Annotated in this window: 12 protein-coding genes and 1 other annotated feature; of the genes, 10 read left to right on the plus strand and 2 right to left on the minus strand. The window is 41.7% G+C overall.

What is annotated here, in order from left to right; translation table 11 throughout:
* Positions 1-130: 130 nt before the first annotated feature.
* From M3206_RS12805 to M3206_RS12845, 9 genes are all read left to right on the plus strand, one after another.
* Positions 131-1147, plus strand: a complete 1017-nt coding sequence (locus tag M3206_RS12805; protein ID WP_251312918.1) for a LacI family DNA-binding transcriptional regulator — start codon at positions 131-133, stop codon at positions 1145-1147.
* An 89-nt stretch (positions 1148-1236) separates the two neighbouring features.
* Complete coding sequence (locus tag M3206_RS12810) at positions 1237-1959, plus strand: ThuA domain-containing protein (protein WP_251312919.1); 723 nt, start codon at positions 1237-1239, stop codon at positions 1957-1959.
* Positions 1960-2284: 325 nt separating this feature from the next.
* Positions 2285-3319, plus strand: a complete 1035-nt coding sequence (locus tag M3206_RS12815) for a Gfo/Idh/MocA family protein (protein ID WP_251312920.1) — start codon at positions 2285-2287, stop codon at positions 3317-3319.
* Complete coding sequence (locus M3206_RS12820; RefSeq protein WP_251312921.1) at positions 3316-4377, plus strand: Gfo/Idh/MocA family protein; 1062 nt, start codon at positions 3316-3318, stop codon at positions 4375-4377. The genes M3206_RS12815 and M3206_RS12820 overlap by 4 nt, the downstream gene beginning before the upstream one ends.
* Positions 4374-5342, plus strand: a complete 969-nt coding sequence (locus M3206_RS12825; RefSeq protein WP_251312922.1) for a sugar phosphate isomerase/epimerase family protein — start codon at positions 4374-4376, stop codon at positions 5340-5342. The genes M3206_RS12820 and M3206_RS12825 overlap by 4 nt, the downstream gene beginning before the upstream one ends.
* A gap of 218 nt (positions 5343-5560) precedes the next feature.
* Positions 5561-5776 (plus strand) — a binding site (T-box leader).
* A 46-nt stretch (positions 5777-5822) separates the two neighbouring features.
* Positions 5823-7253 (plus strand): proline--tRNA ligase, encoded by a 1431-nt coding sequence (proS, locus tag M3206_RS12830; RefSeq protein WP_251312923.1) that lies wholly within the window; start codon positions 5823-5825, stop codon positions 7251-7253.
* 119 nt (positions 7254-7372) lie between these two features.
* Positions 7373-7711, plus strand: coding sequence for a PadR family transcriptional regulator (locus M3206_RS12835; protein WP_251312924.1), 339 nt, complete (start codon positions 7373-7375; stop codon positions 7709-7711).
* Complete coding sequence (locus M3206_RS12840; protein WP_251312925.1) at positions 7708-8736, plus strand: HAAS signaling domain-containing protein; 1029 nt, start codon at positions 7708-7710, stop codon at positions 8734-8736. The genes M3206_RS12835 and M3206_RS12840 overlap by 4 nt, the downstream gene beginning before the upstream one ends.
* Before the next feature lie 139 nt (positions 8737-8875).
* Positions 8876-10129: a dicarboxylate/amino acid:cation symporter gene (locus M3206_RS12845; RefSeq protein ID WP_251312926.1), complete on the plus strand. Its 1254-nt coding sequence runs from the start codon at positions 8876-8878 to the stop codon at positions 10127-10129.
* A 156-nt stretch (positions 10130-10285) separates the two neighbouring features.
* Here M3206_RS12845 and M3206_RS12850 read toward each other — a convergent pair whose 3' ends face one another.
* Together M3206_RS12850 and M3206_RS12855 are read right to left on the minus strand one after the other, a co-directional pair.
* A complete protein-coding gene (locus M3206_RS12850) occupies positions 10286-11290 on the minus strand; it encodes an inorganic phosphate transporter (RefSeq protein ID WP_251312927.1) in 1005 nt (334 codons plus the stop codon).
* A gap of 12 nt (positions 11291-11302) precedes the next feature.
* Positions 11303-11920, minus strand: coding sequence for a DUF47 domain-containing protein (locus M3206_RS12855; protein WP_251312928.1), 618 nt, complete (start codon positions 11918-11920; stop codon positions 11303-11305).
* 453 nt (positions 11921-12373) lie between these two features.
* Between M3206_RS12855 and M3206_RS12860 the strand changes: the two genes are divergently transcribed.
* Positions 12374-14245 carry a heavy metal translocating P-type ATPase gene (locus M3206_RS12860; protein ID WP_251312929.1) on the plus strand — a complete coding sequence of 624 codons (1872 nt, stop codon included), beginning with the start codon at positions 12374-12376 and terminating at the stop codon, positions 14243-14245.
* The last annotated feature ends 158 nt before the right edge of the window (positions 14246-14403 follow it).

Here is a 14403-nt window from a genome sequence, read left to right on the forward strand (position 1 = left end):
TAGTATTCTTTTCCCTTTTTTAATAACTGTAATCTTTTTTTATTGAAATAATAATTGACAATTTAATAGAGCGCTGATAGATTGGAAGTGTAAATGTAAACGTTTACGTAAAAGAAAGCAGGTAGATGTTTTGAATCCGACAATAAAAGATGTAGCCAAGTATGCAAATGTTTCAATTGCAACGGTCTCCAGGATCGTTAACGGGCTGCCAGGCTATTCGGAGGACACAAAGAAAAAAGTGCAAGAAGCTATTGAGGCCTTAGGCTATCAGCCGAACGCCATTGCCCGAGGACTGATTAATAAAAGAACCCAAACCATTGGTGTCCTGTTTCCTGATGTGTCCGGTATGCTTTCTTCAGAAGTGCTTGAAGGTGTTGAGAATGCCGCTCACGATGCCGGATTCAGTGTCATCGTCTGCAATACGGCTTCCAGCGGAAAGCGGACAGTTAAATATTTGCGGTTATTGCAGGAAAAACGGGTAGACGGCATCATCTTTGCCTCAGAAGTCGTGAAGGAAGAATATTATAAAATTTTTCAAGAGATGAAAGTTCCAGTCGTGCTTGTCTCAACTGCTTCTTCCGAGTTCGATCTTCCTTTCGTCCGCGTAAACGATTTTGAAGGTGCTTTTCGAGCAACTGAGTATCTGATAACAAATGGACATAAAATGATCGGAATGATAGGCGGCAAAACGAATGATCCGATTGCGGGAATTCCCCGTTTGAAAGGCTTTAAGGAAGCTCTTCAAAAACATTCGCTGCCTTATTCAGAAAAACACATCACGATCAGTGAAGGCTATCGTTTTCAAAATGGAAAAGAGTCATTGCCTGTGCTGCTAAAACAGCTGCCCAATATGACTGCTCTGTTTGCGGTAAGTGACGAGGTGGCGATAGGGGCGATGACCGCTGCGCATCAGCTTGGCATAAAAGTGCCGGAAGAACTGTCGATCATCGGGTATGATAATCTGAAGTTTGCAGAAATGTGTTACCCGGGGCTGACCACTGTCTCACAGCCCTTAAAAGATATGGGACAAACAGCAGGCGAGATTTTAGTAAAATTGATTAAAGGTGAAGAAAAAGAAGCAGAAAGCCGTTTTATGCCATTTACAATTGTAGAAAGGCAGTCAGTCTGTGATTTACGCAACAAGTAAAAAACGGAAGCACCATTGCTTCATTTTATTTTATTAAAAGAGTAAACGTTTACGTAAAACGCTTACACAACATATAGGAGGCATACACAATGATTAAAGTTACAGTATGGAATGAAAACCGCCACGAGCAGAAGAACCCGACAGTGCAAGAAATCTATCCAAAAGGAATTCACGGTGCGATCGCTGAGTTTTTAGAGAACGCAGGACACGATGTGAAGACAGCAACGTTGGATGAGCCTGAGCACGGTCTTACAGAGGAAGTATTAAACCAGACAGATGTACTTGTATGGTGGGGACACCTAGCCCATGACGAAGTGGATGATGCGATCGTGAATAAAGTCCAGCAGCGAGTATTGGATGGAATGGGTCTCTTAATCCTTCATTCCGGTCATTTTTCTAAAATCTTCAAAAAGTTAATGGGTACATCATGTGACTTAAAGTGGCGTGAAGCTGACGAAAAGGAACGCATTTGGATCGTGAACCCTAGCCATCCTGTAGCAAACGGTCTTGGAGAGTACATCGAACTTGAAAAAGAAGAGATGTATGGCGAGCATTTTGATATCCCGGCTCCAGATGATCTTGTATTTGTTAGCTGGTTTGAAGGAGGAGAAGTGTTCCGTTCAGGATGTGTTTACAATCGTGGAAAAGGGAAGGTCTTCTACTTCCGTCCAGGGCATGAGACTTACCCGACTTACTACAACAAAGATGTTCAAACTGTAATCACGAATGCTGTATCATTCTTAGCTCCATCTGGAAGCCAAGCTCCTGTGTACGGAAACGCAAAACCGCTTGAAGCAATTGGAGCGAAGTAATTCATTTAAAGGCTTTTTTCGGAAAAAACTGGTGAGTGAAGATAGTGGATCTCCGTTGCAGGATACTCGCTTTCCGCGGGGCGTGCGGTGAGCCCACTCGTCGCTTTGCGACATTGATCGGTCTCACCTGTCCCGTTGATCCCGCTGGAGTCTCGCACCTTGCACTCAACTTTTCAATGATGTGAAAGAAACGAACATCAATCAGTTATTGTTATAAGTATTTGATAGCAAGAGAGTTGAGCTTTGCGGAAGAGGCTTGATTGCACTATTCAAGCACATCAAAATTGTTTTCTATAAAATAACCAATCATGAGGAGGAAGTAAAAATGACAGTAAAAGTTGGAATTATCGGATGTGGAAGTATTGCTAATCACCGCCACTTGCCGGAATATGCAGCAAACCAGGATGTTGAGATCGTGGCTGTATGTGATGTTGTAAAAGAACGCGCAGAGGCGGCACAAGCTGTTTATGGCGGAAAGATCTATACGGACTATAATGAACTGCTTGCATTTGATGAGGTAGAAGCGGTAAGTGTTTGCACACCAAACTACCTGCATGCCCCTGTATCCGTGGCTGCGCTAAAAGCAGGGAAGCACGTATTATGTGAAAAGCCGATGGCTACTTCTCTAGAAGAAGCAGAAGAGATGATCGAAGCAGCGGAACAAAGCGGCAAGACTCTCATGATTGGACATAACCAGCGTTTTGTTCCAGCGCACCAAAAAGCGCGTGAGATCATTGCGAGCGGAGAGCTTGGAAAAGTGTACAGCTTCCGCACAGCATTCGGGCACCCTGGACCTGAAGCGTGGAGTGTTGATGGAAAGAACAGCTGGTTCTTTAAGAAAGATGAAGCATTTATCGGCGCAATGGGTGATCTAGGTGTTCATAAAACAGATTTGATCCGTTATATCCTTGGAGAAGAGATCGCTGAAGTTGGAGCGTTCGTGGAAACAAGTGCAAAAGAATTTGCTACCGTTGATGACACTGCCGTTTGTGTGTTGAAAACAGACAGCGGCATTATTGGAACACTTGCTGCGAGCTGGTCGTACACGGCAAAAGAAGACAACTCAACGATCATCTATGGAGAAAAGGGAATTCTTCGCCTTGAAGATGATCCTCAATATTCTCTTGTCGCACAATACACGAACGGATCAATCGTTCGTTATGAGCTTGGTGCGATCCAAACGAATGAAAATCAATCAAACTCCCATGTTGTTGATCATTTTATTGAAGCGGTTGAATCAGGTGAATCTCCGCTTATCACAGGCGAAGAAGGTAAGCGTTCACTAGCTGTCATCCTAGCAGCCTTAGAATCCAATGAGAAGAAGACGATCGAAAAAGTAAGAACAGGAGTACACGCATGAAATTAAGAGTGGGTATAATCGGGGCTGGCGGCATCGCACAAGGCCGTCATATCCCCGCTTTTCAACAACTTGGAGATCAAGCAGAAATTACTGCGATCAGTGATGTCAATGTAGAAGTGGCTAAATCTGTTGCTGAAAAATTTCACGTACCGAATTATTTTACAACGTATCAAGAGATGTGGCCGCACGTAGATGCTGTTGTCATTTGTACGCCAAACAAGTTTCATAGAGAAATAACGGTTGCGGCTCTCGATGCTGGAAAACACGTTCTATGTGAAAAACCGATGGCGATGACGGTTGAGGAATGCGAAGAGATGATAGAAGCTGAAAAACGTTCTGGAAAAGTTCTTTCTATCGCGTACCATTACCGTTATATGAAAGAATCCCAAGCAGCTAAACGTGTCATCGAAGCAGGTGAAGTAGGTAATCCATTTGTCGTCCGAGTTCAGGCTCTTAGAAGACGAAAGGTGCCAGGCTGGGGAGTTTTTACGAACAAAGAGCTTCAAGGTGGAGGAAGTTTAATAGATTACGGTTGCCATCTGCTAGATCTAACGTTATGGCTATTGGGTAACCCAGCAATCCGTGAAGTTTCGGGGCAAACGTATAACACGGTCAGCCGGGAAGCCGAACAAGTGAACCAATGGGGTTCGTTTGATGCGGAAACGTTCGAAGTCGATGACCACGTTACAGCTTACATTCGTTTAGCGAACGGAGGAACGATCCTTTTTGAAACCTCATGGGCTGCGAATATTCCTGATGATGCGGAAATGGTTCGGATCTCAGGAGACCGAGGCGGGCTGGATGTATTTCCTTTTTCGGTCAATAAAGCAGAGAACGGCATGTTGACCACTGCAAAAGCAGATTGGATTCTTGGAGAAGATGATCCTGGCATTGTACAGGCTAAGAATTTTATAGACAGCTGTCTAGGAAAAGCTGAGCCATTGGTAAAAGCAGTAGAAGCGATGAACACATCACGTGTCATTGAAGCAATCTATGCAAGCAGTTTGATGGGGAAAAGCGTCCCTGTTGAGAATGGAAAAGGAGTGGAGAAAGCATGAAACTAGGAGTATTTACAGTTCTTTTTTCGCAGAAGTCATTCACAGAAATGCTTGATTATGTAAAAGAGGCAGGCGTTCAAGCGGTTGAGATTGGAACGGGAAACTATCCTGGCAACGCGCATTGTCCGATGGATGAATTGTTAGCGAGTGAAGACAAGCGAAACGAATATCTGCATGAAGTGGAAAAGCGCGGTTTAACGATTTCAGCGTTCAGCTGTCATGGTAATCCGTTGTCTCCAGATGAAGCGTTCGCGAAGGAATCTCATGATACATTTGTAAAAACAGTAGAACTTGCTGGTTTGATGAATGTACCCGTTGTAAACTGTTTCTCAGGCGTACCAGGAGATTCTGAAAACGCTAAGTATCCAAACTGGCCGGTATCTCCTTGGCCGAACGAGTATAGCGATGTACTGAAGTGGCAATGGGAAGAGAAGCTTATTCCTTACTGGCGTACATGGGGTCAGTTCGCAAAAGAACATGGTGTGAAGATTGGTTTAGAGCTTCACGGCGGTTTCTTAGTCCACACACCTTACACGTTGTTAAAACTGCGTGAAGAAACATGTGATGCGATTGGTGCGAACCTTGATCCTTCTCACTTATGGTGGCAAGGAATCGATCCTGTCGCGGCAATCAAGATCTTAGGTAAAGCTGGAGCACTCCATCATTTCCATGCGAAGGATACGTATTTAGATCAAGACAACATCAACATGTACGGCTTAACGGATATGCAGCCATACGGTGCTGTTCAAAACCGTGCATGGAGTTTCCGTTCAGTAGGTTGCGGTCACTCTGTTCAGGATTGGTCAGACATGATGAGTGCGCTTCGTACGTATGGCTACGATTATGTAGTGAGCATCGAACACGAAGATCCGATCATGTCGATCGAAGAAGGCTTCACTCGCGCTGTAAAGAACCTGCAGTCGATTCTTATCTCTGAACAGCCTGCCGAGATGTGGTGGGTCTAGTACAAAAGTAGGGGTCTGACCCCAGACAAATACAAATCACCCCGATTTGTATTTGTGGGGTGCACACCCCTTTGATTAAAGAAAGCCTGAAATCCATCCACAAGGATTTCAGGCTTTTTCATGAATTTTGAACCCAAGCAACATCTCTCCAGAACAAACGATTTAAAACAGGAATTGACAGTTCATGGCAGTTTCCTCTATAATTTTGAAAAAACAAACTCGAAACATTGATGAGGGTTAGTACATTGATCTTGTCTTCTTCAGAGAGGGAGCTGTTTGCTGAGAGGTTCCTGCTGACAACCAATCGAACCTGCCTCTGAGTTCTGACTCCGATTTTAGTGGAAGAGATCAGCGGTTCAAAACCGTTATCATGAAAGAGTGTAAAGCTATGCTTTGAATTAGGGTGGTACCGCCATGGCAAAATGGTCCCTAAGACAGGCATAGCTTTTTTTATTTACTAAAAAAAGCGGGGTGCATCTAATGGCAAAGGAATTTGTAAGAGATGTAACAAACATGGATGAGGATTTTGCACAGTGGTATACAGATGTTGTTACAAAAGCGGAACTGATCGATTACTCGAGTGTTCGCGGGTCTATGATCATAAGACCGTACGGGTATGCGATCTGGGAAAACATCCAGAAACAACTGGATAAACGAATCAAAGAAACAGGGCATGAGAATGTTTATATGCCGCTCTTTATTCCAGAGAGTCTTTTGCAAAAGGAAAAAGACCATATAGAAGGCTTTGCGCCTGAAGTAGCATGGGTGACACATGGTGGGGAAGAGAAGCTGACAGAGCGTCTTTGTGTTCGGCCGACTTCTGAAGTTCTTTTTGCCGAACATTTTAAAAACGTCATTCATTCCTACCGAGATCTCCCTAAGCTTTATAACCAATGGTCGAACGTGGTTAGGTGGGAAAAAACGACGCGTCCTTTCCTTCGTACGCTAGAGTTCCTTTGGCAAGAAGGCCACACGTGTCATGAAACAGATGAGGACGCGCATGAAGAAACGGTGCGTATGCTTCATGTTTACGCCGAACTTTGCGAAGAGTATCTAGCTATACCGGTCGTCAAAGGACAAAAAACAGAGAAAGAAAAATTCGCTGGAGCTAAATATACGTATACGATTGAAAGTCTGATGCATGACGGGAAAGCGTTGCAGTCAGGAACTTCTCATCACCTGGGTGACGGATTCGCAAAAGCATTCGGCATTGAGTTCACGAACAGAGAAGGCAAGCTGCAGACCGTACAACAAACTTCCTGGGGCTTTACTACGCGTATTATCGGTGCAATGATTATGGTCCACGGTGATGACCGAGGGCTAGTCGTCCCGCCTAAAATCGCACCAACACAGCTGATGATCGTGCCGATCGCTCATCACAAAGAAGGTGTACTGGATTTTGCATACGATTTGAAAGAAAAGCTTTCAGGTAGCATTCGGGCAGGAATTGACGCAAGCGATAAAAAACCAGGCTGGAAGTTCAATGAGTATGAAATGAAGGGAATTCCGCTCCGACTTGAAGTGGGACCACGAGATATCGAACAGAAGCAAGTTGTACTTGTCCGCAGAGATACAGGAGAAAAACAAACAGTATCCATTGTAAACTTAGAATCTCACATCCAAGAAACCTTAGCTGACATTCAACAAAATCTATTTAACAAAGCGAAAAAACATCGAGATGAAAAAACAAGTATTGCTTTTACTTTCGATGAATTTAAAGAAAGTCTTACAACCAACGGAGGATTTATTAAAGCCATGTGGTGCGGAGATGAAGGGTGTGAAAACTTCATTAAAGAGGAAACAGGGGCAACATCCAGATGCATTCCGTTTGAACAAGAAAAGCTCTCGGATCAATGCGTGTGCTGTGAACAAGAAGGAAAGCATCTCGTCTACTGGGCAAAAGCGTATTAAAAAAGAAAGGGGGACAGACCCGGGTCTGTCCCCCTTTTTTTATAATATAATTATTTTCAACATATTTGGAACTTTACAATACTGTACGACATACACTATAATAGGATCGAGGTGATTGCATGAGTGATTTAATTCTCTCACTTAAGACCGAATTAAGGCGGGGTACTTTAACCCTGGCTGTACTTAGCCAGCTTCAAGAACCGCAGTACGGATACTCTCTTGTACAGCGGTTAGAAGAAAACAACATTATGATTGATCAAAGCACACTGTATCCATTATTAAGAAGACTGGAAAAACAGGAACTCTTAACAAGCCAATGGGATACAAGCGAGAATAGACCTAGAAAATATTATCTCCTGAGCGAATTCGGAAAAGAAATGTTTGAGGAGCTTAAACAAGAGTGGTTTCAAACATCAATGCAATTAAATTCGATGTTAGAAGGAGGAGATTCTAAATGAATTTGCAAGAATGTTATATCAATGAAGTTACACGAAGGCTTCCGGTAAAAATAAGGGATGACATTGCCATGGAATTGAGGTCCATCATTGAAGATATGCTTCCTGATGAACATACCGAAGAGGATCTGAAGAAAGTCCTGTCGAAGCTAGGCGACCCTGCCAAACTAGCAAACGAATATCAGGATAAACCACGGTATATCATCGGTCCCGACTTTTATGACAGCTACATCAATGTCCTGATTGTTGCAGCTATTATTTCTGTCGTAGTAAGCAGTCTTGCCCTGTTTGTTCATGGCATCATGACATTCGACGAAGATAAGTCTCTATTTGCCCTATTATCATTAGTCGGACAGTTATCATTGAAGATGTTACTCTCTAGTTTCAACGTTCTATTTCAAGTTTTCTTCTGGGTTACAATCGTTTTTATCGTTCTCGAACGAACAGGATTATCATACGAAAAAGGACAAAATAAAAAGAAGCCATGGACACCAGACGATTTGTATCAAGTTGAAAAGGTTGAAAAGAAAAGACAAATACCAAAAAGTGAGGTTTTCTTCAGTTTGTTCTGGACAGCATTATGGGCAACCATTCTATTTAATGCGTCTAACTTAATCGGCTGGTATGAACAAACAGGAGAAGGCTTGAAAGGATTGAAGCTTGAAGCACCCTTATTTAATCAGGATGTACTGTATTCGTATGCACCCTTCCTGATCCTTTTGATTGCTATCGAAATCGGGCTGGCCATCTATAAATTCTTTATCGGGAAATGGACAAAAGCACTAGCTGTTATCAACATGGTGTACCATTTCTTTTCCTTAGGATTACTCTGTGTCATGCTGACAGATTCGACACTTTTTAATAAAGCATTTACTTTAAAGTTGTTTGAAGCTTTTAAAGATGTCCCAGCGGGCTGGTGGATAGGGACCATTATCTCTACCATGGTTATTTTCTCTATTATAGATATCATCTCAGGATTTAATAAGGCGGCAGCTAAGACAAATATCACTAACCTTCAAATAAAATAAGTAATAGTAAAAGAGACTTTATCAATAATAAGTCTCTTTTTATTATGTAAAAATAATTCATCCTCCTCTATGCAAATAAAAATTTCCGTATAAAATAGAGAGAGTGCAATGAATCAAGTCAAGTTAGGGGAGTAGTGTTATGAAAAATACGTGGAAAGCATATCGTTCGCCGATCATTTTACTTTTTGCGATTATTATTGGAAGTGTGATTGGCTCAGTGATGGGGAAGGATGCAGCAGTACTTAAGCCGTTTGGGGACTTATTTTTAAATGTGATGTTCATGATCGTTGTTCCGCTCGTTTTCTTTTCGATCTCTGCGAGTGTTGCGAACATGGCAGGAGCAAAAAGGTTTGGTAAAATCATAAGCTCAATGATGATCGTTTTTACTTTAACAGGTACGATTGCCGCCGTTACAAGTATGGCGGGAATTAAGCTGTTTCCTCCATCTGAAGGTGTGACTATCGATCTTGTAAAACCTGATGAGGCAAGTGAGAATGTTTCAATCGGTGATCAATTAGTCAGCACCGTTACCGTGCCTGATTTCGTTGATCTCTTAAGCCGCGCGAACATGCTTGCGCTTATTCTTTTCTCTGTCTTATTGGGACTTGCTACATCAAAAGTAGGAGAGAAGGCTAAGCCTCTTGCGAATTTCCTTTCAGCGGGAAGTGAAGTAACCCTGCAGATGGTCAAGTACGTTATGTATTATGCACCAATCGGACTCGGTGCTTACTTCGCGGCACTTGTTGGAGAGTTCGGGCCAACTCTTTTAGGCTCTTATTTTAAAGCGGTATTATTCTATTACCCATTTTCTATTGTGTATTTCTTTGTGTTCTTTACACTTTATGCATGGATGGCACACGGAAAACTTGGAATGCGTGTATTCTGGAAAAACATGGTTTCACTGTCTGTTACGAGTCTCGCTACATGCAGTTCAGCTGCAAGTATTCCGGTTAACTTAGAAGCGACAAAAAAGATGGGGGTTCCTAATGATATTGCAGAAACCACAATCCCGCTTGGTGCTACGCTTCATAAAGATGGCTCAGTCATTGGCGGTGTACTGAAGATAACATTCTTATTCGGGATCTTTGGTATGGATTTCTCTGGATTCAACACATACTTACTCGTAGGTGGAGTTGCGCTCTTAGTAGGTATGGTAATGGGAGCAATTCCTCAAGGTGGGTTGATTGCTGAGATGCTGATCCTATCCTTGTTTGGTTTCCCGGTTGAGGCACTTCCGATCATTGCTGCAATCTCTGCTATCATCGATCCTCCGGCAACATTGCTGAACGCAACCGGCGATAATGTCGCAAGCATGATGACTGCGCGCTTAGTAGAAGGGAAGAACTGGCTAACGAAAAAAGTTTCTCCTTTAAAAGAGCAAAAAGGCGCGTAAAATTATAAAAAGTCCTTCATTCTGAAAATAAATGAAGGACTTTTTAATTTCAAATAGCGTTATCACAAAAAATAGGCTTACATCACATAAATGTGAGCTCATCATATTTTTACATGAAAAAAAGAAGCTCATACTCAAGCTTCTTCTCTAAAACTTTTAAAAAAATAAATCTAAAATAAAATAGGATATTGCAGCAAGTGTTGCTGAGATCGGTAATGTAATACACCAAGTGATCATCATGGTTTTAGCCGTTCCCCATTTTACGCCTCTTAAGCGATGTGATGCTCCTACGCCTAGAATAGAAGATGTGATCACGTGCGTTGTACTAACAGGAATACCTAGAGCTGAGGCACCAAGGATAACGGAAGCACCTGTTAAATCAGCAGAAACCCCATTAACGGGACGAATCTTCATAATCTTTCCACCAACTGTTTTGATGATCTTCCAACCACCGATAGAAGTTCCAAGTCCCATTGCTACCGCACAGGAAATTTGTACCCATAACTGAATATCTGTACTTTCTGTGTAGCCATTCGCAATTAACGCCATGGTAATGATACCCATTGCTTTTTGAGCATCGTTCGTACCATGTGAATAGGCTTGGAATGCCGCAGTGACGACTTGGACTTTTCTGAAACTATTGTTTGTTTTTGTTAAGTTTGCATTTTTAAAAATTTGTTTGATCACATTATAGAATACAAAACCAACGGCAAATGCCAAAATAGGTGAAAGCAATAAACCGTAAATAATTTTAAGGAATCCGGAATAATGCAATGCTCCAAAGCCTGCTGCCGCAATAGCAGCACCTGCGATCGATCCGATGATCGCATGTGATGAAGAACTTGGAATGCCGTAATACCATGTGATCAAATTCCATGCTATCGCAGCGATTAAGGCCGCGAGTATGACAACTGATCCGTTTTCAAGGGTAAAGGGATCTATAATGTCCTTAGAAATAGTTTTTGCTACACCTGTGAATGTCATAGCTCCGACAAAGTTCATGACAGCAGCCATAAGGATGGCTCTTCTAGGTGATAAAGCTTTTGTTGAGACAGACGTTGCGATTGCGTTCGCTGTATCGTGGAATCCATTGATAAAATCAAAGGCTAGTGCTCCGAATACAACAAGAATGGTAAGGATTAATATAGAATCAAATTCCATTGCTAATACCCGTTACGCGTTTTTCATGATAATAGATTCTAATGTGTTCGCAACGTTCTGGCAGCTGTCGGCGATGCCTTCAAGAACATCGTACATTTCTTTGTACTTGATTACTTTAATAGGATCCGTTTCTGTTGCGAACAATTGACGTTGTGCTTCACGATAAAGATCGTCACATTTTGATTCATAATCTTTAATCTTAATGGCATGTTCGCGCATATCTAGAAGTTTTTTATCTGCTAGAAGATTCACAGTAAGTAGAATCTCATCTGCACTTAACTTAATATTTTCAACAAATTTAACCATATATTCATCAGGATTTGTGATGGCATAAATATCGAATAGAGCAGAAGCCTGTTCGATGCCGTCTAGAATATCATCCATGGTCATAGCAAGTGATAAGATGTCTTCTCTCTCGATAGGTGTGATAAACACCTTGTTCAATTCCATGATAACGGTATGAACAAAAGAATCGCCTTTTGACTCAAGTTCTTTCAAATGATCTGCGAACTCACGCAAGTCATTTTCATTATGGATCTTGAAATCGTAAAAATAAGCAGCAGATTCTTTAAGGTTGCTAGCAATGTCAGTAAGCATTACAGCAAACTTGTCCTTCTTCTTTGTAAACATAAATACCCTCCACAAGAAATGTCTTTAAACCTTTTCTTAAACCCTTTTTAACCAGCAGTTGTTTATGTGTTTTTTAACCACCCAACACATTATACAAAATATTTGTCGAAAATGAAGGTCTTGTAATCAAAAATTTACAAAACTTTTATCCAATCCTTGTTTCTTATTACTTTTCCCCAACGAAAAGAATATAAGCAAAAAAGCTGTCTTTAACAAAGCTCCTTTATAATATCCTTTTTTAAAACGGCGTTCATTTCATTCTTTTCAACAAAAAGGTATAATAAAAATAACTTTTTACGTGTCACTTTCGAAATAAGTTCTACATACACTAATAGGGCTAGGAACCGAATATTGGATAGTTTATAGGCTGCTGTCACCTAGACGGCAGCATTTCTGCTTTTATAAGGGTAATGAGGATGATTGTTATTATCAATACGTAGGAGGGAAGTCTACATGGAACTCTCTGCACGGACTCAGCTTATACTTGCTACCACTGCAGGATGTTTAATTCTATCCGCTTGGCTCATTGAAACGTATACCCAATCACCATTCTATGTACTGTTTTATATACTGGCTTTTATTGTCGGCGGGTATGCGAAAGCAGTTGAAGGTATTCAAGACAGTATCAATGAAAAGAAGCTGAATGTTGAGCTGTTAATGATGTTTGCGGCGATCGGCTCTGCGGCAATCGGTTACTGGGGGGAAGGGGCTGTCCTTATTCTGATTTTTGCCTATTCAGGTGCTCTTGAAAGCTACACACTTCAAAAAAGCGATAAGGAAATCAAATCACTCATTTCCCTCCAGCCTGAAGAAGCATGGCTGATCTCAGAAAATCAAGAGATTCGAGTGGATGCCTCTACTTTAAAGCCAGGTAATCGAATTAAAGTAAAGCCGGGTGAGAGAATTCCAGCAGATGGCGTTGTACAGAAGGGAAAGTCATTTGTAAATGAGTCCGCTTTAACGGGTGAATCATTTGCAAAAGAGATCAAGTGCTCGTCAGAAGTATTAGCAGGGACACTTAATCAAACGGGTCTTCTCGAAATTTCTGTAACCAAACATATGAAAGATTCAGTATTCCAAAGAATGATCGACATGGTGAACCGTGCACAGAATGAAGCACCGCCTGTACAGAGAAAGATTGAGGAATTTGAAGCGAAATATGTTTTATTCGTCCTACTAGCAGCCGCTTTAACAGTGCTGATACCAGGTTCTACGGGATTATGGAGCTATTCAGATTCGTTTTACCGCGCATGTGTATTGTTGGTTGTAGCATCTCCTTGTGCGCTTGTTGCGTCAACGATGCCAGCGTTACTCGCTTCTCTTTCAAATGCTGCAAAGCAAGGGATCCTTTTTAAAAGTGGAGTTTTCCTTGAGAAGTTAAGAACAGTCAATGTCGTTGCGTTTGATAAAACAGGAACACTCACAGAAGGCAACCCATCTGTAACAGCGGTTAGATATGTTCATCCTTCCATAAAAGAGGATATTTTGAACCCCATTATTTATACAATAGAAAAAAATAGTACGCACCCGTTAGCAAAAGCGATCTTAAAGCGATTAGAGCCGGATTTTGAAGGAAACGAAAAAGAGGTCATCTCTTATGAAAACATTCCCGGTCTCGGGGTTAAAGCTGAAGCTGCGGGTATCAAATGGAAGATCGGCAGCAGGGAACTGACAGGTATATCGGAAGAAAAAGAGTCCAACTTAATCGCAGATCTCACCGAAGATAGTGAAGTTACAGGACAAACGATCGTTTATGTTACCGCGGATGACGAACTCGCAGCTTATTTCTTAATCGGTGATACTGTACGTTGTGAAACTATTGAAGCTATTGATAGTTTAAAAAAGAAACACATATTAACTTTGATGCTGACCGGGGATTCTAAGCGAGGAGCGGAAATGTTAGGCAGACTCGCAAAAGTAGATGAAGTGGGCTATTCCTGTATGCCTGAAGATAAAGTGAATACGGTAAAGGGATGGAAAGATCGAGAAGCTGTAGTAGCGATGATCGGTGATGGTGTGAATGATGCCCCAGCACTCGCCATTGCAGATGTGGGCGTCGCGATGGGAATGGGGAGTGACGCAGCGATTGAAACAGCAGATGTTGTACTCGTAAAAAATGATCTTAGTAAGCTGTTATATGCTATGCGTTTATCTGAACGATTATCAAAGATCGTTAAACAGAACATCGTGTTTTCCATTGGTGTTATTCTATTCTTACTGTTAGCAAACTTCTTTCAGGTTTTAACACTCCCTCTTGGGGTGATCGGGCATGAAGGAAGCACCATACTTGTCATTTTGAATGGACTTAGGTTGATGAAAGGTTAATTAAAACATAAAGAAAAAGCCGGGAAGCAATTAGACTAACCTAGGTATTTGGGACACAATAAAACACCTTCGAAATGATACACTTATTAAAAGTGAAAATCGGAGGTGTTTTTGCATGGGCAAAAACGTTTATTCAAAAGAAACAAAGTGGGCTGTTG

Origin of the sequence: Fictibacillus phosphorivorans (assembly GCF_023715845.1) — a bacterium.
Taxonomy (GTDB): Bacteria; Bacillota; Bacilli; order Bacillales; family Fictibacillaceae; genus Fictibacillus; species Fictibacillus phosphorivorans_D.

Excerpts from the sequence above, each read along its gene's own strand:
- M3206_RS12810 (WP_251312919.1), top strand. The coding sequence starts at position 1,237 with ATGATTAAAGTTACAGTATGGAATGAAAACCGCCACGAGCAGAAGAAC.
- M3206_RS12815 (WP_251312920.1), top strand. The coding sequence starts at position 2,285 with ATGACAGTAAAAGTTGGAATTATCGGATGTGGAAGTATTGCTAATCAC.
- M3206_RS12820 (WP_251312921.1), top strand. The coding sequence starts at position 3,316 with ATGAAATTAAGAGTGGGTATAATCGGGGCTGGCGGCATCGCACAAGGC.
- M3206_RS12825 (WP_251312922.1), top strand. The coding sequence starts at position 4,374 with ATGAAACTAGGAGTATTTACAGTTCTTTTTTCGCAGAAGTCATTCACA.
- proS (WP_251312923.1), top strand. The coding sequence starts at position 5,823 with ATGGCAAAGGAATTTGTAAGAGATGTAACAAACATGGATGAGGATTTT.
- M3206_RS12835 (WP_251312924.1), top strand. The coding sequence starts at position 7,373 with ATGAGTGATTTAATTCTCTCACTTAAGACCGAATTAAGGCGGGGTACT.
- M3206_RS12840 (WP_251312925.1), top strand. The coding sequence starts at position 7,708 with ATGAATTTGCAAGAATGTTATATCAATGAAGTTACACGAAGGCTTCCG.
- M3206_RS12845 (WP_251312926.1), top strand. The coding sequence starts at position 8,876 with ATGAAAAATACGTGGAAAGCATATCGTTCGCCGATCATTTTACTTTTT.
- M3206_RS12850 (WP_251312927.1), bottom strand. The coding sequence starts at position 11,290 with ATGGAATTTGATTCTATATTAATCCTTACCATTCTTGTTGTATTCGGA.
- M3206_RS12855 (WP_251312928.1), bottom strand. The coding sequence starts at position 11,920 with ATGTTTACAAAGAAGAAGGACAAGTTTGCTGTAATGCTTACTGACATT.
- M3206_RS12860 (WP_251312929.1), top strand. The coding sequence starts at position 12,374 with ATGGAACTCTCTGCACGGACTCAGCTTATACTTGCTACCACTGCAGGA.